The organism is Streptomyces sp. NPDC058240 (genome assembly GCF_042882135.1).
GTDB lineage: Bacteria > Actinomycetota > Actinomycetes > Streptomycetales > Streptomycetaceae > Streptomyces.
This window is the reverse complement of sequence record NZ_JBHVWT010000004.1, coordinates 288,968-307,939: the sequence shown is the minus strand read 5'-3', so window position 1 is coordinate 307,939 and position 18,972 is coordinate 288,968. Positions and strand designations below refer to the sequence as shown.

17 protein-coding genes and 1 tRNA gene are annotated in these 18,972 nt (G+C 71.7%); 9 read left to right on the top strand and 9 right to left on the bottom strand.

Annotated features, from left to right (window positions below; genetic code table 11):
• Positions 1–58: 58 nt before the first annotated feature.
• The gene (locus ACFVX4_RS11495; RefSeq protein ID WP_389974610.1) at positions 59–760 is read left to right on the top strand and encodes a FadR/GntR family transcriptional regulator; all 702 of its coding nucleotides are present in this window, start codon (positions 59–61) and stop codon (positions 758–760) included.
• 65 nt (positions 761–825) lie between these two features.
• Here ACFVX4_RS11495 and phsA read toward each other — a convergent pair whose 3' ends face one another.
• On the bottom strand, positions 826–2,721 hold the full coding sequence (gene phsA, locus ACFVX4_RS11490) for an O-aminophenol oxidase PhsA (protein WP_389974861.1): 1,896 nt from the start codon (positions 2,719–2,721) through the stop codon (positions 826–828).
• 281 nt (positions 2,722–3,002) lie between these two features.
• Here phsA and ACFVX4_RS11485 point away from each other — a divergent pair, with 281 nt between their 5' ends.
• Both ACFVX4_RS11485 and ACFVX4_RS11480 read left to right on the top strand, forming a co-directional pair.
• Positions 3,003–4,088 (top strand): S-(hydroxymethyl)mycothiol dehydrogenase, encoded by a 1,086-nt coding sequence (locus ACFVX4_RS11485; RefSeq protein WP_389974607.1) that lies wholly within the window; start codon positions 3,003–3,005, stop codon positions 4,086–4,088.
• Positions 4,088–4,717 (top strand): MBL fold metallo-hydrolase, encoded by a 630-nt coding sequence (locus ACFVX4_RS11480; RefSeq protein WP_389974604.1) that lies wholly within the window; start codon positions 4,088–4,090, stop codon positions 4,715–4,717. Before ACFVX4_RS11485 ends, ACFVX4_RS11480 begins: the two co-directional genes overlap by 1 nt.
• Before the next feature lie 13 nt (positions 4,718–4,730).
• Here the strand turns inward: ACFVX4_RS11480 and ACFVX4_RS11475 are convergent, their stop codons facing one another.
• From ACFVX4_RS11475 to ACFVX4_RS11455, 5 genes are all read right to left on the bottom strand, one after another.
• Positions 4,731–5,666 (bottom strand): pseudouridine synthase, encoded by a 936-nt coding sequence (locus ACFVX4_RS11475; RefSeq protein ID WP_389974601.1) that lies wholly within the window; start codon positions 5,664–5,666, stop codon positions 4,731–4,733.
• A 100-nt stretch (positions 5,667–5,766) separates the two neighbouring features.
• Positions 5,767–7,044 carry a hypothetical protein gene (locus ACFVX4_RS11470; RefSeq protein WP_389974598.1) on the bottom strand — a complete coding sequence of 426 codons (1,278 nt, stop codon included), beginning with the start codon at positions 7,042–7,044 and terminating at the stop codon, positions 5,767–5,769.
• Complete coding sequence (locus ACFVX4_RS11465) at positions 7,041–8,108, bottom strand: hypothetical protein (RefSeq protein WP_389974595.1); 1,068 nt, start codon at positions 8,106–8,108, stop codon at positions 7,041–7,043. The genes ACFVX4_RS11470 and ACFVX4_RS11465 overlap by 4 nt, the downstream gene beginning before the upstream one ends.
• 88 nt (positions 8,109–8,196) lie before the next feature.
• A complete protein-coding gene (locus ACFVX4_RS11460) occupies positions 8,197–9,396 on the bottom strand; it encodes a sugar-binding domain-containing protein (protein WP_389974592.1) in 1,200 nt (399 codons plus the stop codon).
• A gap of 157 nt (positions 9,397–9,553) precedes the next feature.
• Positions 9,554–9,638 (bottom strand) — tRNA-Leu (locus ACFVX4_RS11455).
• 184 nt (positions 9,639–9,822) lie between these two features.
• On the opposite strand from ACFVX4_RS11455, the gene ACFVX4_RS11450 reads away from it, so the two are divergent.
• The 3 genes from ACFVX4_RS11450 to ACFVX4_RS11440 all read left to right on the top strand — a co-directional run bounded on the left by ACFVX4_RS11450 (position 9,823) and on the right by ACFVX4_RS11440 (position 12,416).
• Positions 9,823–11,148 (top strand): M20/M25/M40 family metallo-hydrolase, encoded by a 1,326-nt coding sequence (locus ACFVX4_RS11450; protein ID WP_389974589.1) that lies wholly within the window; start codon positions 9,823–9,825, stop codon positions 11,146–11,148.
• A 164-nt stretch (positions 11,149–11,312) separates the two neighbouring features.
• Positions 11,313–11,546: a chaplin gene (locus tag ACFVX4_RS11445; RefSeq protein WP_389974586.1), complete on the top strand. Its 234-nt coding sequence runs from the start codon at positions 11,313–11,315 to the stop codon at positions 11,544–11,546.
• 138 nt (positions 11,547–11,684) lie between these two features.
• A complete protein-coding gene (locus ACFVX4_RS11440; RefSeq protein ID WP_389974583.1) occupies positions 11,685–12,416 on the top strand; it encodes a chaplin in 732 nt (243 codons plus the stop codon).
• 67 nt (positions 12,417–12,483) lie between these two features.
• Here ACFVX4_RS11440 and ACFVX4_RS11435 read toward each other — a convergent pair whose 3' ends face one another.
• Positions 12,484–12,672: a DUF5703 family protein gene (locus ACFVX4_RS11435; RefSeq protein ID WP_030918345.1), complete on the bottom strand. Its 189-nt coding sequence runs from the start codon at positions 12,670–12,672 to the stop codon at positions 12,484–12,486.
• Between the two features lie 47 nt (positions 12,673–12,719).
• Here ACFVX4_RS11435 and ACFVX4_RS11430 point away from each other — a divergent pair, with 47 nt between their 5' ends.
• The gene (locus tag ACFVX4_RS11430) at positions 12,720–13,370 is read left to right on the top strand and encodes a hypothetical protein (protein ID WP_266421553.1); all 651 of its coding nucleotides are present in this window, start codon (positions 12,720–12,722) and stop codon (positions 13,368–13,370) included.
• Positions 13,371–13,464: 94 nt separating this feature from the next.
• Here the strand turns inward: ACFVX4_RS11430 and ACFVX4_RS11425 are convergent, their stop codons facing one another.
• Both ACFVX4_RS11425 and ACFVX4_RS11420 read right to left on the bottom strand, forming a co-directional pair.
• Positions 13,465–15,780, bottom strand: coding sequence for an ATP-dependent RecD-like DNA helicase (locus tag ACFVX4_RS11425; protein WP_389974580.1), 2,316 nt, complete (start codon positions 15,778–15,780; stop codon positions 13,465–13,467).
• On the bottom strand, positions 15,777–16,760 hold the full coding sequence (locus tag ACFVX4_RS11420; RefSeq protein WP_389974578.1) for an aldo/keto reductase: 984 nt from the start codon (positions 16,758–16,760) through the stop codon (positions 15,777–15,779). The genes ACFVX4_RS11425 and ACFVX4_RS11420 overlap by 4 nt, the downstream gene beginning before the upstream one ends.
• 140 nt (positions 16,761–16,900) lie before the next feature.
• On the opposite strand from ACFVX4_RS11420, the gene ACFVX4_RS11415 reads away from it, so the two are divergent.
• Both ACFVX4_RS11415 and ACFVX4_RS11410 read left to right on the top strand, forming a co-directional pair.
• On the top strand, positions 16,901–17,950 hold the full coding sequence (locus tag ACFVX4_RS11415; protein ID WP_389974575.1) for an LLM class F420-dependent oxidoreductase: 1,050 nt from the start codon (positions 16,901–16,903) through the stop codon (positions 17,948–17,950).
• Between the two features lie 207 nt (positions 17,951–18,157).
• Positions 18,158–18,946 carry a ferritin-like domain-containing protein gene (locus ACFVX4_RS11410; RefSeq protein ID WP_389974572.1) on the top strand — a complete coding sequence of 263 codons (789 nt, stop codon included), beginning with the start codon at positions 18,158–18,160 and terminating at the stop codon, positions 18,944–18,946.
• The last annotated feature ends 26 nt before the right edge of the window (positions 18,947–18,972 follow it).

Below are 18,972 nucleotides of genomic sequence, written 5' to 3'. Positions count from 1 at the left end.
TGCTGTGACGTAAACGTCGTACTTTTTGTTCCTGAAAGCTGCCCCGTAGGCTGTGCTCATGACCACACAGGGCCCTGGGCTGCATACACATGTGCTGGACACCCTGGGTCTGGAGATTGCCGCGGGGGAGCACCGGCCGGGGCAGGTACTGCGCACCGATGAGATGGCCCGGCGCTTCGACGTCTCGCGCACCGTCGTACGCGAAGTGATCCGCGTCCTGGAGTCCATGCACCTGGTCGAGTCCCGGCGCCGGGTCGGCGTGACCGTGCGGCCGACCGAGGCGTGGAACGTCTACGACCCGCAGGTCATCCGGTGGCGGCTGGCCGGCGCCGACCGCCCGCGCCAGCTGCGCTCCCTGACCGTGCTGCGTTCGGCGATCGAACCCGTCGCGGCCGGCCTCGCCGCCCGCAACGCCACCCCGGAGCAGTGCGCGGCCCTCACCGAGTGCGCGCTCGGCATGGTCGCCACCTCGCGCGGCCAGCAGCTGGAGGGCTATCTGGAGCACGACATCGCGTTCCACCGGATCGTGCTCAACGCCTCCGGCAACGAGATGTTCGCGCGGCTCGGTGACGTCGTCGCCGAGGTCCTGGCGGGCCGCACCCACCACCAGGTGATGTTCGAGGACCCGGACCCGGCCGCGGTCACCCTCCACGTCCGGCTCGCCGAGGCGGTGCGCGAGGGCGACGCCGTGGAGGCGGAGCGGCTGACGAAGGAGATCGCGGTGGGCGCGCTGCACGAACTGGACGTGCTCGCGCCCTGAGGCCGCACGCGGCGGCCCCCGCGGAACGATCCCCCGGGGGCCGCCGGTTCAGCCGGTCCGGCAGGTCAGCCGCTGTGCCCGTGGTGGCCGCCGTGCCCGGCGCCGTGGTCGAACTTCACCGCCTCGGGCGGCATCACGACGAACGGCCGCATCATGCCCATGTCCTCGTGCTCCAGCAGATGGCAGTGGTACATGAACCGCCCGTACGCCCCGTCGAACTTCCCGAGCACCTTCACCAACTGCCCCTGGGGCACCCGGAAGACGTCCTTCCAGCCCTGTTCGTTCGGTGCCGTCGGGACCGTGGTGCCGTGGTCGAACGCCACGGGGGAGCGGGTTCCGCCGATCGCCGGATCGAAGCCGTCGAGCTTGTACGCCTCCCGGCCCATCACCTGGAAGTCCGCCAGATGGATGTGCATCGGATGCGTCGGTCCGCCCAGGTTGAGGAACGACCACTGCTCGTAGGCGCCCTCGCCCACCGTGAAGCCGAGACCGTCGTTGAAGGTCCGCGAGATCCTGCGGTACGTGCGCACCGTGCCGTCCTCCCCCTGGACCTGGACGACACCGTCCGACGGCACCTGAACCCCGGCGGGGTCCTCGACCTCCGCCATCTCCCAGATCTCCGGGTGACCGCCGCCGCCGACCGTGCCGGGCACCGTCAGCACCACGAGCCGGTGCCCGTGCTCCACCTGGCCGTGCTCGTACCGCCGGAACGAACCGGACAGCACCTCGGGCAGCTCGAAACCGTCCCGCTGCCCCGTCTCCCGTACCCGGAACTCCATCACCTGCGGGAACGGCACGTTCGCCGCCGGGTCAGGCACCCCCGGCGCGAGCCCGCCGCGGTTGACCAGCCGGACCCGGCGGCCGGCCAGCGCCGAGAAGTCGATCAGCAGATCCATCCGCTCGGCAGGGGCGATCGTCAGCCGCGGCAGCACCTCGTCGAAGTCGACCGGCACCGGACGCGGCAGCAGCCCGCCGTCACTGCCGATCTGCCGGATCACGCCCGGCACCGGGTTGTTCTCCTCGTCGACCAGCACCAGATCGTAGATCCGCGCATTGGACGCGTTGACGAGCCGGAAGCGGTACCAGGCGTCGTCCACGTCCAGATGCGGCCAGATACGGCCGTTGACCGTGGTGTAAGGGCCGAGGAACGGCAGCGACACCGGCTTCCCGGTCTCCGGATCGGCCTCGGTGATCACCGTCGTCTTGTGCAGCAGCCGCCCGTTGAGCCGGCCGTCCGCGTCGGTGTCCAGGTTGCGGTCGGCGAGGATCAGCGGCAATTCCCGCTCGCCGGACGGCAGACCGAGCGCGTCCTCCTCGTCGTCCCTGATCAGGTACGTGCCGACGAGCCCGGCGTACACGTTCCACCGGGTGATGTTCATGGCATGGTCGTGGTACCACCACTGGGTGGCCTGGTGGTCGTTCGGGTACTCCGACAGCTGCGCGTCGCCGAAGCCGACCGCGTTGTCCGCCCAGCCGTCGTTGCCGCCACCGGTCTGCGCGCCGTGCAGATGCGTCACCGTCCAGGCGGGCAGCGCGGCGACATCCGCGTTCGGCTCGACGCCGTCGCGGCCGGGACGGTTGTGCGGTGCCGGTTCGCCCTGCTTGACCGGACCGACCTCCACCGCCGTGACCGGGTACTCGCTGCCCTTGGGGATGCGGTTGGTCCAGGCGATCCTGATCCGCTCCCCGCGCCGCACCTCGATGGTCGGACCCGGCACCGTGCCGTCGTACCCCCACATCAGGGTCGGCGGCAGCTGCGCGTGCAGTCGCACCCAGGTGGGTGACAGGGCGATCTCGGTCTCGCGGAGCACGTCACCGCTCTGCGGGCGGAGCACCGGCGGGACGGGCAACGCGTCGGTGTACGGCACGAGTCCGCCGACCGGTGCCCCGAGCGCGGCAGTATCGGGAGCCGGACCCGGCTCGTCGGTCCGCTGACTGATCTTCTCCGTGGTCTCAGCGATCTCGGTCAAGGTTCTTCCCCCATGATCCGTAATTCCACTGCTGGTGGACCACGCGACCCCTGCCCCCGCAGGTATTGGTCCGGCGGCCCCTGTGTATCAAAGGACCGCCTGGAAACCGCCGACGTTCAGCGATGTGCATCATCTGACCGAAAGCAGTACATCCCACCGGGTGGAGGGCAGTCGTTTCCCGCCAACGCGGCGCGCCGCCGTGACACCCTCACGGGGCGTACGGTTGTTCGTGTTCGATCTTCGTACATAGACGGAAACAGGGAGACCACGGTATGTCGCAGCAGGTGCAAGGGGTCATCGCACCGGGGAAGAACGAGCCGGTACGGATCGAGACGATCGTGATCCCGGACCCGGGCCCCGGCGAGGCCGTGGTGAAGATCCAGGCGTGCGGCGTCTGCCACACCGACCTCCACTACAAGCAGGGCGGCATCAACGACGACTTCCCCTTCCTGCTCGGCCACGAGGCCTCGGGCGTGGTGGAGTCCGTCGGCGAGGGCGTCACGGACGTCGCGCCCGGCGACTTCGTCATCCTCAACTGGCGTGCCGTGTGCGGGCAGTGCCGCGCGTGTCTGCGTGGCCGCCCCTGGTACTGCTTCGACACCCACAACGCGAAGCAGAAGATGACGCTCCTCGACGGCACGGAGCTGTCGCCGGCCCTCGGCATCGGCGCGTTCGCCGAGAAGACCCTGGTCGCCGCCGGTCAGTGCACCAAGGTCGACCCGGAGGTCTCCCCGGCCGTCGCCGGGCTGCTCGGCTGCGGCGTGATGGCGGGCATCGGCGCCGCCATCAACACCGGACAGGTCGGCCGCGGCGACTCGGTCGCCGTGATCGGCTGCGGCGGTGTCGGTGACGCGGCGATCGCCGGGGCCCGGCTGGCCGGCGCGGCGAAGATCATCGCCGTGGACATCGACGACCGCAAGCTGGAGACGGCGAAGACGATGGGCGCCACGCACACCGTCAACTCCCGTTCCACCGACCCGGTCGAGGCGATCCGCTCCCTGACCGGCGGCAACGGCGCGGACGTGGTCATCGAGGCGGTCGGCCGTCCGGAGACGTACAAGCAGGCCTTCTACGCCCGCGACCTCGCCGGCACCGTCGTCCTGGTCGGCGTCCCCACCCCGGAGATGCAGTTGGAGCTGCCGCTCATCGACGTCTTCGGCCGCGGCGGTTCGCTCAAGTCCTCCTGGTACGGCGACTGCCTGCCCTCGCGCGACTTCCCGATGCTGATCGACCTGCACCAGCAGGGGCGGATCGACCTCGGCGCGTTCGTCACCGAGACCATCGGACTCGGCGACGTCGAGCAGGCCTTCGCCCGGATGCACGACGGCGACGTGCTGCGCTCGGTGGTGGTCCTCTGATGGCCGCCCGCATCGACCACCTCGTCACCTCCGGCACCTTCGCCCTCGACGGCGGCGAGTGGGACGTCGACAACAACGTCTGGATCGTCGGCGACGACACCGAGGCGATCGTCATCGACGCCGCCCATGACGCCGCCGCCATCGAGGACGCGCTGAACGGCCGTACGCTGCGTGCCATCGTCTGCACGCACGCGCACAACGACCACATCGACGCGGCCCCGGCCCTCGCCGACGCCACCGGTGCGCCGATCCTGCTGCACCCCGACGACCTGCCGCTGTGGAAGCAGACCCACCCGGACCGCCTCCCGGACGGCGAACTGGCCGACGGCCAGGAGCTGGAGATCGCCGGAACGACGCTCAAGGTCCTGCACACCCCCGGCCACGCCCCGGGCGCCGTCTGCCTGTACGCCCCCGAGTCGGCCACCGTCTTCACCGGGGACACGCTCTTCCAGGGCGGGCCCGGCGCCACCGGACGGTCCTTCTCCCACTTCCCGACCATCGTCGCGTCGATCAGGGACCGGCTGCTCGCGCTCCCGCCGGAGACCACCGTCCGTACCGGACACGGCGATTCCACCACCATCGGCGCGGAGGCCCCGCACCTGGACGAGTGGATCGCCCGCGGTCACTGATGACCGCCGACGTTCACCGGTCCGGCCACGCGGACAGCCGCAGCCCGCTCTTGAAGCGGCGCGGACCGCCCGTGACCGGATCGGTGAACTCCAGTACCCGGGCGAGGAGTTGGAGCGGGTGGGAGAAGTCGTCCGGAGCTCCTTCCGCCTCGACCACCGGATAGACCGGGTCGTGGACGAGCGGCAGCCCCAGGCCGTTCATATGGACCCGCAGCTGATGGGTCCGCCCGGTGGCGGGCAGCAACCGGTAGCGGCCGAGCCCTTCCCGGTGCTCCAGCAGCTCGATCCGGCTCTCGCTGTTCGGCTCGCCCGGCTCCTCACGGGCGGCGATGACCCCGCGTTCCTTCACGATCCGGCTGCGCACGGTCCGCGGCAGGACCAGCGCGGGATCGTACGGCGCCACCGCCTCGTACTCCTTGCGCACCAGGCGGTCCCGGAACATCGTCTGGTACGCGCCCCGCTCCCCGGGCCGTACGACGAACAGGACGAGGCCCGCGGTGAGCCGGTCCAGCCGGTGCGCCGGCTGCAACTGAGGCAGATCCAGCTCGCGGCGCAGCCGGGCCACCGCGGTCTCGGTGATGTGCCGGCCGCGCGGCGTCGTCGCCAGGAAGTGCGGCTTGTCGGCGACGACGAGATGCTCGTCGCGGTGGACCACACCGACCGGGAACGGCACCGGGTCCTCCGGCGCGAAATCCCGGTGGAACCAGAGGTACCGGCCCGCGGCGTACGGCTCGTCGGCGGACACCGGGCCCTGTACGGAGACGAACCGGCCCTCGGCGAACATGGCGTCCACCCGCCGCGCCCCGATCGCGCCCGCGAACCGCGCCAGCAGATGGTCACGTACCGTCGGCCACGCCCCGTCCGGATCCTCGGGGAGCCGCAGCCGGACCGGATCGATCCCGTCCCGCTGCGGCAGCGGCGCCGACGGGGGCTTCGCACGCCCCCTCATCGGGGAACGCCGACCACTGCGGCGGTGCTCATGGTGCCGGCTCCTCGCTCTGTCGCCCGGGGTGTCCGCAAAAGTATCGCCGGTCGCCGGCCGGGCGCCGTCAGGAGCCCGGCAGCGTCACCTTCTCCGGACCGCAGCCGATGCGCTCGGCCTCGGCGGCGACATAGCCGGGCAGCAGCTCACGGGCGAGACCGGCGACCGAGTGCTCCGTGTGGTCCAGCTGCTCCACCACGAAGACCACCGGACCGGTCTGGCAGCTCGCCCGGTAGACGGCCCGGGTCCCGTCGATGGAGCCGGAGCCCTTGGAACCCTTGACGGACAGACCGGTCCTGAGCGTGCCCGAGGAGAAGATCTCGGACAGCGCCGCGTCGGTGACCGTCGTCAGCCGCACGGCGGGGTTGTAGGAGCCGCCGGCCTCGCAGACCCGGGCGGGCCCGCCGTCGCCACCGACGCGCGTGCGGGTCAGATCCTTGCGGTGCGCCTCGGGAAGCGTGAAGCCCTTGGTGCCGCAGAAGGCATCGGCCTCCGTCTCCTTCCGCTCCATCGGGGCGGGCAGGGTGCGCGGTGTCCGGTACGTACCGGAGCAGCCGAAGTCGCGGATGACCCCGTTGGTGGCCTCCACCACCGCACGGGTCAGCGCCGCGCGGTCCTCCCGCTCGTAGTCCGACGCGAGGTCGAGTCCGGTCGGCCCCATGGCGATGTCCACCACGGTGGGGCCGGTGAACTCGTCCCGCCCGGTGCAGCTCTGCGGCAGCGCCAGCCAGGCGCGCGACGACGAGGTCAGCCCCGGCAGCCCGTCGCCGAGCGAGATCATGTCGGCCGCGAGGAACTCCGCGGGCCAGTCGCGCCCGTCCGTGCCCCGCAGACCGTCCAGCTGGTGCACCCGCAGGGTCACCTGGCGGCGGGCCCTGTCGTCCTTGTAACTGGTGATGCGGCACTGCCCGTACGAGTCGCCCTGGCCGACCGGATCCGCCTGGAGGGTCTGCTCCTCGACCTCGGTCCTGCGGTCACCGAAGAGGTCCGACATGGTCGAGTCGCCGAGCGAGTCCCAGCAGGGGGCGGGGCCCACCAGCGGCAGCGTGTCCGTGCGCCAGGCCACCGCACCGGCGCCGAGCAGCGCACCGACCAGCCCGGCGGCGGTGACGGCACGGGCGGTTCGGCTGCGCAGCAGGCGGCGCAGCACCGGAACGCGCGCGGGGGCGGGCTCCGGCTGCGCGGACGGGTCCTGCTCGGGTCCGTGCTCCTGCGTCCGGTCCTCGGGCCCGTGCTCCTGCGTTCGCTTCCCGGGCTCGTGCTTCTGTGTCCCGTCCTCGGGATCCGTCGTGTTCTCGCCGTCCACTGCCGCTGCCCCGTTCTCTCCGGCGTCCTCGTCGCTCATGCGCCCTCACCGGTCCCGCAACCGATGCGCCTGCTCACGGACTCGGTGAAGTGCGTGAACACCTTTCGGTCGTCCGGCCGGCCCGCACCCTTCAGCCCGGATCCGAGGTTCGCGTAGAACACCGTCCGCCGCCCGTCGCACTCGGTGCGCACAAGCCCGTTGCCGACGCCCTCGGGAAGGCCCTCGAACAGCGTGACCAGGCGCGGTTCGGCCGCCATCACGTACTGCGCCGCCGGCTCGTCGGGCAGCCCCCGCGCGCGCCACACCACCGAACACGTCTGGAGCCGTTCGTCGACCACACCCACCTGCTGCCGGTAGCCGTAGCCCCGGCCGAGGTCGAGCGTCACACCGGGTATCCGGCACAGCGGACTCCGGGCACTCTCCGCGTCCCCGGGGACCGTAACGAAGGGCGAGGTCGTACGCAGTGGCTTCTCCGGAGCGCAACCGGCCTTTCGCATACCGGTGTTCGCCGCGTCCAGCAGCATCCGGGTGACCGCGGACCGGGTTCCGATCGTGAACGGCATGGTGACCTTGCCCAGATGGCCGTCACCGGTGCTCCCGCTCCGGATCGTCACCGCGGACGGCCTGCCGTCCACATCGCAGGCCTCGGGCAGGACCAGCATGGCCCGGTCCCCGGCGACCAGTCCGTCGAGACCGTCGGGCAGCCGTGCCCCCGAGCCGTCGAAGTACCGGGCGATCCAGGCGCGGTGGTCCTCGGCCCTGGCGGGGACCGGACCGTACTCGACGGTGACCTGCTCCTTGAAGGAGAGCGGCTCGGCCGAGTCGTCGTCCGGGACCGTCGAGGTCACCGTGACCGTGCAACTGGCGTGGTGACGGCCGGCCGAGGGCGGCGCGGACTCGGTCGCGCTCCGCTCGGAGCCGGACTTGGCGAGCCCGTCGTCACCCAGGAAGGCCGCACCGCTGTTCTGCTCCCACGCCCCCCAGCAGTAGCTGTCCCGGAACGGCCGACTGTCCGTCGCCCACAGTCCGATGCCGGAGACGAGCGCCGCCCCGGCGACCGCCCCGGCCAGTATCGCCCCGCGCCGTCCGCGCCTGCCGCCCATCACATGCCCCCCGCGAAGAACCAAGATCGCGCAAAGCCCCGATGGTACGTCGTCGTTCCCGGAGCGCGGATCGGGCCCCCTGCGCCGGTCAGCCCAGCGGCGTGAAGACGAAGGAGAGCTCCGCGGCCCGTGCGTCGAGCCGGTACTCCGGCAGCACGCCCGGCCCGCACGACTGCGAACCGAGGCCCTGCACCGCGTGATCCAGATTGACCCAGACGGTCTCGCCGGCCCGCAGCCCCGGCCGGTGCTCCGCCGCGTCCAACTGCTCGCTCGTCCACCGCCGCGCGGTGAACCAGATCGGCGCACCCCCCTCGGCCCGCACCCCCGCACCGCTGCCGTCCGTCAGCTTCGCCCACCGGAGGTCGGCCCGCGCACCGTTCTCCTGGGGCCGCACGTACGGCGTCTGCATCGCGTCCTCGACCACGACGCTGCGGAATCCCACCCGCAGCCCGATCCGTTCCCCGGACGTCACCAGCTCCCCGTCGTAGAGCCGGGGCGTCTCGGCCGTCCACGGCTCGACCGCGACGGTCACCGCCTCGCCCGTCGCGACATCGACACCCAGCTCGGGCACCAGGACCCGCCCCTCGGCCCCCTCGCACTCCACCCGCAGGGTCCCGGACCCGCCGCGATGGTCGTACCCGGCGTGCACGAAGAAGTCCCGGGGCGCACCCCGCGGCCGCTCCAGCAGGGTCACGTCCCGGAAGATCCCGGGCAGCCACCACTGGTCCTGGTCCTCCAGATAACTCCCCGAGGACCACTGGTGCACCCGCACGGCCAGCACATTGCCCTCGGCCCGCAGCAGCCCGCCGACGGCGAACTCGTGCGGCAGCCGTGACCCCTTGAAGGCGCCCAGCTCCCGGCCGTTGAGCCAGACCCGGGCACAGGACTCCACCCCGTCGAACCGCAGCACCACGTCCCCGTCCCCGGCCCATCCGGCGGGCAGGTCGAAGGTCCGCAGATGGTTCCCGGTCGGATTCGCGGCCGGCACCCTCGGCGGATCGACGGGGAAGGGGTACACCACGTTCGTGTAGGCGGGAGCCCCGCCGGCGCCCTGGAGCACCCAGTGCCCGGGAACCTCGACCGTCGCCCACCCCGAGGCGTCGAACCCGGGGCGCGCGAACGACTCGTCCCTGGTGGCGGCGCCCGGTGAGAGCCGGAAGAGCCACTTCCCGTTCAGCGGCATCCGCCCGGCGTCCGACCCCGCGTACCAGGCTCGCGGCTCCAGCCCGCCCGATCCGGGACCCATGTCCTCGTACCAGGTCAGGGCGGGCGTGCGGGTGCGGTTCATGGGACTCCTCGCTCGGCAAAGCCCTCCGTGCTGCTGGAGCCTCGGACGCTAGCGAGGGATGAACCGATTCAACAAGGGTGCCCGGCCGCACGGCCGCTCCGCACGGGCCGCAACGCAAAGTGCCGATCAGGATTTCTCCTGATCGGCACTTGCTCTGTGTCCGAGGGGGGACTTGAACCCCCACGCCCGATAAAGGGCACTAGCACCTCAAGCTAGCGCGTCTGCCATTCCGCCACCCGGACTAGGTGTCTGTCTCGCGGGCTCCGGCCCGTTCCGACGTGGAAAACAATAGCAAACATTCGGGGGTGCTCGATCACGCCCAGGACTGTGTGAAGGGCGCATGACGAGGGGTGGGTGCCCTTGGGTGTGCGGGCCCGGCGCGGGAGGATGAGGGGGAGCACCACAGCGACAGTGGAAGGAAGCAGCGTGAGCGAGACCAACACGGCTTGGACCGGCTCCGGCGAGGACGAGGTCGTGGACCTCTGTCGTGAGCTGATCCGGATCGACACCAGCAACTACGGGGACCATTCGGGACCGGGGGAGCGGGGCGCGGCCGAGTACGTCGCGGAGAAGCTCGCCGAGGTCGGGCTGGAGCCGCAGATCTTCGAGTCCCACAAGGGTCGTGCCTCGACCGTGGCGCGGATCGAGGGCGAGGACCCGTCCAGGCCCGCGCTGCTGATCCACGGCCACACCGACGTGGTTCCGGCCAATGCCCACGACTGGACGCACCACCCGTTCTCGGGCGAGGTCGCGGACGGCTGCGTGTGGGGCCGCGGCGCGGTCGACATGAAGGACATGGACGCGATGACCCTCGCGGTCGTCCGCGACCGGATGCGCAGCGGCCGCAAGCCCCCGCGCGACATCGTGCTGGCCTTCCTCGCGGACGAGGAGGCGGGCGGTACATACGGCGCGCGGTACCTCGTGGACAAGCACCCCGGCCTCTTCGAGGGGGTCACCGAGGCGATCGGCGAGGTCGGCGGCTTCTCCTTCACGGTGAACGAGAAGCTGCGGCTCTACCTCGTCGAGACGGCCCAGAAGGGCATGCACTGGATGCGGCTCACCGTGGACGGCACCGCCGGCCACGGCTCGATGACCAACGACGACAACGCGATCACCGAGCTCTGCGAGGCGGTCGGCCGGCTCGGGCGGCACAAGTGGCCGGTCCGGGTGACCAAGACCGTACGGTCCTTCCTGGACGAGCTGTCGGACGCGCTGGGCACCCCGCTCGACCCGGAGGACATGGATGCCACGCTCGCCAAGCTGGGCGGCATCGCCAAGATGGTCGGCGCCACGCTCCGCAACTCCGCCGCGCCCACCATGCTCGGCGCCGGTTACAAGGTGAACGTCATTCCCGGCCAGGCCATCGCCCATGTCGACGGCCGTTTCCTGCCCGGCTTCGAGGACGAGTTCCTGGCCGATCTGGACCGGATCCTCGGCCCGCGCGTGAAGCGCGAGGACGTGCACGGCGACAAGGCGCTGGAGACCAGCTTCGACGGCTCGCTCGTCGACGCCATGCAGATCGCCCTGAAGGCGGAGGACCCGATCGCCCGTGCCGTGCCCTACATGCTCTCCGGCGGCACCGACGCCAAGTCCTTCGACGACCTGGGCATCCGCTGCTTCGGATTCGCCCCGCTGAAGCTGCCGCCGGAGCTCGACTTCGCGGGCATGTTCCACGGCGTGGACGAGCGTGTACCGGTGGACGGTCTGAAGTTCGGCGTGCGGGTGCTCGACCGTTTCATTGACAACTCCTGACTCATTGCCGGATTTCCGTCGACTTTCCGCACCAACAATCGCCAGCGTGTTCGTATTTGACCGGAACGAGTGAAAGGAGTCATACGCTCGTAGCTCGATTACTTCTTCCTCGTTACAAGTGATGCGGTCCGCGGCTGGGACCGCATTGCCAACTAGGAGGAATAATGATCAAGAAGGTCGTCGCTGCTGCGGCTGTCACTGGTGGTCTGGTGCTCGCGGGTGCGGGCATGGCCGTCGCGGACTCCGGTGCCCAGGGCGCCGCTGTCGGCAGCCCCGGCGTGATCTCGGGCAACACCATTCAGGCGCCCGTGCACGTTCCGGTGAACGTGTGCGGTAACGCGATCTCCGCGATCGGGCTGCTGAACCCCACCTTCGGCAACACCTGCGGCAACGCCTGACGTTTTGCGTCAACCCGTAAGGGTTTGAACCCGGTCGGCCCCGGAGTGCACGCCATGCACTCCGGGGCTGCTGGGTAATCCGCCCCCGCACGGTCAAGTCCGGGGGTTTTCCGGAAGGTAGAAGGCAGGAAACAACCTATGCGACAGGTCACGCGTAAAGGCCTGATCACCATGGCGGCAGCGGGCGGCGTGCTCGCGCTGAGTGGCGGCAACGCGCACGCGGACGTGGGAGCGTCCGGCGAGGCGACGAATTCCCCGGGGGTGCTGTCAGGGAATTCGGTACAGATCCCGGTCCACGTACCGGTCAACGTGTGCGGCAACTCCGTGGACGTCGTGGCGCTGCTCAACCCGGCATTCGGAAACACCTGCGGAAACGGTTCGCAGGACGACTCCCAGGGCAAACACGCCTCCGGCAGTCACGTCTCCGGCGACCTGACCCAGGCGAGTCGGCCCGGTGCGGGCAAGCACCGGGCCCCGATCGGCGGTGGGGCGACGGCCCAGGGCGTCGCGACGGGCTCGCCGGGGTTGCTGTCCGGCAACAGCATCCAGGCGCCCATCGACATCCCCGTGAACGTCTGCGGGAACAGCGTCACCATCGGCGGTCTGCTCAACCCCACCTTCGGCAACGACTGCGGGAACAGCACGGACGTCGTCACGCCGCCACCGGTCACCCCGGTCACCCCGGTCACCGAGCACAAGCCCCCGGCGCCGGAGAAGCCGGCCGTGCCCAACGTGTCCGAGGAGCAGAACGTCCCGCAGCTCGCCCACACCGGAGCGGGCGGGCTCGACCTGCTGATCCCGGCGAGCGCGGGCCTGCTGCTGGCGGGTGCGGGCACGGTGTTCTACCGCCGCGCCCGGATGTCCGCCTAGCGGACCGGGTCGGCGACGCAAGCACGACGAAGGGGGCGGGTCCCGCGACTGCGGGGTCCGCCCCGTCTCACCAGGTGGCTCGGAGCTGGCGGATGATCCGTCGGCGCAGGCGCACCCTGCGGCTGCCGTCGCGGCGCAGCGTCAGCCGGTCCAACTCCCAGTGACCGTACTCGGCATGGTCGGTCAGCAGGCGGGCCGTCTCCTTCCGGGACACCCCGCGCGGTACGTACACATCGACAAATTCGTATTCCGGCATCGCATCTATTGTGCGGGCAGAGCCCGTGTACGGATAGCGTCTGCACTATGTCTGATGCTGCGCAGCCCACCGCTGCCGAGGTACGCGCCGCCGCCGAGGCGGTCAAAGCCGCGCTCGACCACCACCTCGAGGCGGTCGAACGCCGGACCGGGGACGACGACGTGGCCGTCTATGACGCGTTCAACGCACTGGCCGCTGCCGCCGAGTTCTACGACGAACTGCTCTACGACCGGTACGACGAAGTCACCCCTTTCGAGATCCCGGGTGCGGAGGATTCGCTGCCGCCGTACACCGGCCCCGAGGAGCCGAACGCACTCAGTCTGCTGATCCGGCGCGACTACGCGGTGGTGGAGCCGCCGAGGCTGCTCGCACAGGCCCAGCGGATCGCCGACCTCGATCAGGGCGAACGCGGCGGAAGCGCCGCGGTCGTCGGCTCCAGCGTCCACGCGGCGCTCGGAGTGCTCTTCGGGGAGTACGAACCCGACGAGATCGCTTCCCGGCACACGGAGTTCGGCCTGGAGGAGGGCGACTCCACGCTCTGGGTCACGGCCGCCGAGGAGCTCCCCGAGGCGGGGGAGTGGCTCGGCGCGCCCTTCGACGACGCCGATCCGCAGCTGGTGGTCTGCCGCTTCGACGTCAGCGCCGTCTTCGACGAGGACGAACCGGACGAGGAACCGGCCCGCCTCGACCCCGTCTGACCCGTGCCGCCCGGCGGCGGACGACTCCTGATCCGCCGGCCGGACGGGCTCGACACCGAGCCCGTCCGGTGCGGGCGTCCCCGGTGGGACCCGGTCAGCGGGCCGGGGTCTCCAGCAGGGTGCGCAGCCGCGTCGTGCGGTCCTGGGCCGGGGACTGGGCGACCGCGCGCGGGAGCGCCTGGTCCACCCCGTGCACCACGGACAGATGCCGCTCCCCGCGGCTGAAGGCGGTGTACACCCAGGAGCGGCTCAGCCCCTGGACTGCGTCGCCCGGCAGCACGACGACCACTGCGGGCCACTGCATCCCGGCCGCCTGGTGGGCGCTGAGGGCCCAGCCATGGCGCACGGAGGATTCCACCCGCTCCTGGGCCACGACGACCTCCGTGCCCGCGCAGTCCAGACGCAGGCCCTCGGCGTCGGCCGAGACGACCACCGCGGGCACGACCCTGCCGGGCGCCGGGACGTGGACGACGCGGTCGCCCGGGTCGAAGCCGCCGAACCGCCCCGGTCCGGGGTTGAGCCGCTGCTTCAGCGCCGCGTTCAGTGCCCGGGTGCCCGCCGAGCCGCCGTGGCCGACGGTGATCACCTGGGTGTCGGACGACGGTACGCCGATGGCGCGCGGCACCGAGTCGACCACCAGTTGCACGGTGCGGTGCACCGCCTCGCCCGCATCGCGTACGGGGACGATCACCACTTCCTTGCCGGGCGCCTCGACCTGGTTGAGCTCGCCGATGCCGATGCCGGAGACCAGCTCGCCGATCGGTCCCGGATCCGGTGTGCGGGAGACGATCTGCGGGCAGGCGCGGGCCGCGAGCACATCCACGAACACCCTTCCCGCACCGGCCGAACCCAGCACACCCGGATCACCGCTGAGCACCAGGCGGGTGCCGTCGGCCAGGGACTCGACCAGGATCGCGGCGGTCTCGACGTCCAGTTGCGGGGCGTCCAGCACGACGAGCAGGTCGACGGCGATCGCCCCCTCCTCGTCCCGCCCCGGGCCCTGCTCGCCCGAGAGCAGACCGGCGAGGGTGACGGCCGTCTCCGGATCGCCGGTCGCCTCGGCCAGCCGTCGCCTGCCGTCGGCGCTGTGCGTGGTGCCCAGGGCGCGCAGCCCGAGGCCGCGGGCCGCGGTGATCACGGCGGCGGGCTCGGCCCTGGCGGCCTCGCCCCCGGTGTGCGCCACGAGGCCGTGGGCCGCGACCGCGCGGATCAGCTCGGCTGCCGACGGGGAGCCCGCGGCCGAGGCCGCCTCCGCCCAGTCGGCGTCCTTCTCGCAGGCGTTGACCAGCCGGGCCAGGCCGTCGGCGAGGCTCTCCTCGGCGAGTGCGTAGCGGTCGAGGCCGAGCAGCACCTGCACCGGTTCCTGCCCGGCGTCCGGGCCGGCCTCCTCGCCGGGTTCCGCGGGAGCTTCGGACTCCTGGTCGTCCTGGTCCCCCGGGCCGTCCTGGAAGACCAGGACGACTCCCTCGGCGACGGCGTGCTGCACGGCCGCGTCGGGGTCGGCCACCGAACGCTCGGCGAGCGCGGCCCGTACCTCCGAGGCGTCCAGCGCCGTGTGGCCGCGGAGCGCGGCCCGTTCCAGCAGCCAGCCCACCAGGGCGGCGGTCCGCCGCTCGTCGTCCGGGCCGCACTCGGCGCCGAGCAGGGCCCGTGCGAATCCGTCCGCCTGCTCGGGCCCGACCCCCGGCACGGTCAGCAGCTGCCAGGGGTCGGCGCGCAGGGCGTCGGCCGCCTGCGCCCCGAGGGTCTCGGCCGCCGGTCCCGCCAGCGCCGCCGGAGCCCCGCCCTCGGCCAGTACGGCGGCGGTCGCGGCCACGGCCTCCGGCGGGGCGCCCCGCGGCGCCCGTGCCGGTTCGGGGACGCGCGGGCGGGCCGGGGCGGGCGCGGGTGCGGTCCGGCGGGGGGCGGCGGGTGCGGGCGAGTCGAAGAACGAGGTGGCGGGCTGCTTGCCGCTCTCCACCGCGCGCACGGCCGCCAGCAGGTCGGCCGCCTTGCCGCTCAGCTTCGCCCCGGCGGCGATGGGGCCTTCCTTCTCGGCCTTGCGCTTCTCGATCCGCTCCTGGAGCTCACGCTGGGCGGCGAGCTCGGCCTCGGCCTCGGAGAGCGGTGCGGGGGCGGCGTCCGCCCCGTCCCCGGCGTCCGCCCCGTCCCCGTCCCCGGCCTCGGCCCCGTCCCCGGTGTCGTCCCCGTCCCCGGTGTCGTCGGCGGTGTCCGTTCCGCCGTCCGTCGTGTTGTCCCGGTCGTCCGTCTCCGCTCCGTCCCCGGCGTCGTCGGCCGTCGGTGATCCCTCGTCCGCGGCGTGCCCCTCGTCCCTGGCGGACGGGGCGGGCACGGCGGCGGAGGGGGTCGCGACGACGCCGTCGTCGTCGGCCGGGGAGCCGGGGGTTTCCCCCCGGGGAAGCGCAGTCACAGCGTGCTCCAGTCCTGGTCGGGATAGCGGTGCACGGGCGCCGACACATCGTCGAGCGCCTGGCAGATCTCGTCAGGAAGACTAAGCGCCTCCACTGACAATGCCTCCGTGAGCTGCTGCGCGTTGCGCGCGCCGACGATCGGGGCCACCACTCCGGGCCGGTCCCGGACCCAGGCGAGAGCCACCTGGAGCGGCGTCGTGGCCAGGCCGTCCGCCGCCGTCGCCACCGCGTCCACCACGCGGCTGGCCGGCTCGTCGAGATACGGCTCGACGAACGGAGCCAGCAGCTCCGAGGCGCCACGAGAGTCCGCCGGAGTGCCCGACCGGTACTTCCCGGTGAGGACCCCACGGCCCAGCGGGGAGGAGGGCAGCAGCCCGACGCCGAGATCGAGGGCGGCGGGCAGCACCTCGCGTTCCACGCCCCGCTGCAACAGCGAGTACTCCATCTGCGTGCTCGCCAGCCGGGTGCGCACCCCGGGCGAGGCGAGCTGCCAGGTCGCCGCCTTGGCCAGCTGCCAGCCGCAGAAGTTCGACACCCCCGCGTAGCGGGCGCGCCCGCTGGACACCGCCATGTCCAGCGCCTGAAGGGTCTCGTCCAGCGGGGTCACCGAGTCGAAGGCGTGGATCTGCCACAGATCCACGTGGTCCGTGCCGAGCCGTTCCAGGGAGGCGTCCAGCGCGGCCAGCAGATGCCCGCGCGAGCCGTCGAACCGGCGGTACGGATCGGCCACGCTGCCGGCCTTCGTCGCGATGACCAGATCGCGCCGTGGCACCAGGCCGTCGACGAGCTGCCCGAGCAGATATTCGGCCTCCCCGCCGCCGTACACATCGGCCGTGTCGACCAGCGTGCCGCCCGCTTCCCAGAAGGCTTTCAGCTGTTCGGCAGCGTCGTGATCATCGGTGTCCCGGCCCCAGGTGAGGGTGCCGAGCCCGATCCGGGACACTTGAAGGCCGGTGCGGCCGAGATGCCTCTGCTCCATGGGGGCTGAGATTACTGGCCAGAACCCCACTCGGCGGAAGCCTGTGGACAACCCGGCGTCAAGTCGCCCCTGCCAGATCCCGTCGGCGCGCGCTAGAGTCCGAAGCTCAGGGACGTTACTGATCGGTAAGGGGAGCGGTTATGCGGCTCGGCATCAATCTCGGTTACTGGGGCGCGGGAATGGACGGCGACAATCTCGCCGTCGCCCAGGAGGCCGACCGGCTCGGATACGACGTCTGCTGGGTGGCCGAGGCGTACGGCTCCGACGCGCCGACCGTGCTCTCCTGGGTCGCCGCCCGGACCGAGTCCATCGACGTCGGCTCCGCGATCATGCAGATCCCGGCCCGCCAGCCCGCCATGACGGCGATGACCGCCGCCACCCTCGACTCGCTCTCCGGTGGCCGGTTCCGGCTCGGCCTCGGCGTGTCGGGACCGCAGGTCTCCGAGGGCTGGTACGGCGTCAAGTTCGACAAGCCGCTGGCCCGCACCCGGGAGTACGTCGAGATCGTCCGCAAGGCGATGTCCCGCGAGCGGCTCTCGTACGAGGGGCAGCACTGGACGCTGCCGCTGCCGGACGGTCCGGGCAAGCCCATCAAGCTGACCGTCCACCCGCAGCGCGAGCACATCCCGCTCTACATCGCCGCGATCGGCCCGAAGAACCTGGAGCAGACCGGCGAGATCGCGGACGGCGCGCTGCTGATCTTCCCCTCCGCCGAGCACCTGGAGGACACCGCGATGACGTACCTGCGGGCGGGCCGTGAGAAGGCCGGCCTGACGATGGAGGGCTTCGACGTCTGTCCGACCCTGCCGCTCGCCGTCGGCGACGACGTCAACGGCCTCGCGGACGTGTTCCGTCCGTACACCGCCCTGTACGTGGGCGGCATGGGCAGCCGCAAGCAGAACTTCTACAACCAGCTCGCGCAGCGCATGGGCTACGAGAAGGAAGCCGCCGAGATCCAGGACAAGTACCTGTCCGGCGACAAGAGCGGCGCCGCCGCCGCGGTGCCGCACCAGCTGATCGATCAGACCGCGCTGCTCGGCCCGGTCGAGCGGATCGCCGAGCGGATGCAGGCCTACGCCGCCGCGGGTGTCACGACGCTGACCCTGGCCCCGGCCGGGTTCACGCTCGAAGAGCGGCTCACGGCCCTGCGGGCCGGCACGGACGCGCTGGAGCGCTCCGGGCTCGCGTAGCAGGTTCGCTGCTCCGGGAGCAGCACTACGGCCGTGGTGGGGGCTCGGGGCCTCCCCGCCACGGCCGTTATGCATATCAACGCGCGCACGGCCGGGCGGTTACGGCGGCACGCGCCCCATCCGGCGTAGCCGGGGCCCGTTCCTGTTGCCCGGATGGGTGTGCCGCACTTGACTGTCGCTCGGCGGACGCGCACGGAGGTGGCAGTGATGCTCTCGGCAAGGAACCTGTTCCTGGAGATCCTCGACGACGACGAGTCGTTCCGGCTGTTCTGTTCCATCGCGGCCGGCGGGGAGGCCCAGGGCGGCTGGGAGAACGGCCGCATCGCGGCCCTGGTGCCCGAGAGCCAGCGCGCACTGGCGCCCAAGATCGCACGGCACGGCGCCGACGAGGACAAGCACGGCAGGATCTTCGACGCGCTGCTGCGCAAGCGCGGGCTCCGGCCGGCGGAGATCCCGCACGAGACCGACTACACGATGCTGCTGGAGAAGCACGGCATCGGCCTCGCCCATGAGCAGCTGCGGGGCGAGGAACGGCTCTCCGAGCGCGACATCATCACCTACCTCGCCCACAGCCGGGTCACCGAGCAGCGCGCCTCCGAGCAGATGGCCCTGCTGCGCAAGCACTTCGCCGACCACCCCGACCTCGGCCGCGCCGTGAAAATGATCTCGAACGACGAGGACAACCACCTGGCGTACTGCCACGAGGAACTGCTCCGCTTCGCCCGCGCCGGACACGGCCGCACCATCCAGCGCACCCTGCGCGAGTGCGCGCTCGCCGAGATCCGGGTCTACCGCGACGTCAGCCTCGCTGTGATGGACCACATGGGCCGCATCCTGGGCTGGCCCCGGGCCAGATCGGCGGTGCTGGCCGCCGGGATCCACGGCGTCTACGCGTACGAACGGCTGGTGGGATGGCGGCGCATGGTGAGCCTGGCGCAGCCCGAGCGGCGCGACGCGCTGGGCGGTCCCGCGGTGCCGGAGCCCGGGTCCGCCTGAGAGCCTGTCGGGTGACCTTCGATCAG

Coding starts and splice junctions, on each gene's coding strand:
- ACFVX4_RS11415 (WP_389974575.1), top strand. CDS start 16,901: ATGCGGCTCGGCATCAATCTCGGTTACTGGGGCGCGGGAATGGACGGC.
- ACFVX4_RS11445 (WP_389974586.1), top strand. CDS start 11,313: ATGATCAAGAAGGTCGTCGCTGCTGCGGCTGTCACTGGTGGTCTGGTG.
- ACFVX4_RS11465 (WP_389974595.1), bottom strand. CDS start 8,108: ATGGGCGGCAGGCGCGGACGGCGCGGGGCGATACTGGCCGGGGCGGTC.
- ACFVX4_RS11420 (WP_389974578.1), bottom strand. CDS start 16,760: ATGGAGCAGAGGCATCTCGGCCGCACCGGCCTTCAAGTGTCCCGGATC.
- ACFVX4_RS11485 (WP_389974607.1), top strand. CDS start 3,003: ATGTCGCAGCAGGTGCAAGGGGTCATCGCACCGGGGAAGAACGAGCCG.
- ACFVX4_RS11410 (WP_389974572.1), top strand. CDS start 18,158: ATGCTCTCGGCAAGGAACCTGTTCCTGGAGATCCTCGACGACGACGAG.
- ACFVX4_RS11480 (WP_389974604.1), top strand. CDS start 4,088: ATGGCCGCCCGCATCGACCACCTCGTCACCTCCGGCACCTTCGCCCTC.
- ACFVX4_RS11440 (WP_389974583.1), top strand. CDS start 11,685: ATGCGACAGGTCACGCGTAAAGGCCTGATCACCATGGCGGCAGCGGGC.
- ACFVX4_RS11495 (WP_389974610.1), top strand. CDS start 59: ATGACCACACAGGGCCCTGGGCTGCATACACATGTGCTGGACACCCTG.
- ACFVX4_RS11475 (WP_389974601.1), bottom strand. CDS start 5,666: ATGAGGGGGCGTGCGAAGCCCCCGTCGGCGCCGCTGCCGCAGCGGGAC.
- ACFVX4_RS11430 (WP_266421553.1), top strand. CDS start 12,720: ATGTCTGATGCTGCGCAGCCCACCGCTGCCGAGGTACGCGCCGCCGCC.
- ACFVX4_RS11460 (WP_389974592.1), bottom strand. CDS start 9,396: ATGAACCGCACCCGCACGCCCGCCCTGACCTGGTACGAGGACATGGGT.
- ACFVX4_RS11470 (WP_389974598.1), bottom strand. CDS start 7,044: ATGAGCGACGAGGACGCCGGAGAGAACGGGGCAGCGGCAGTGGACGGC.
- ACFVX4_RS11435 (WP_030918345.1), bottom strand. CDS start 12,672: ATGCCGGAATACGAATTTGTCGATGTGTACGTACCGCGCGGGGTGTCC.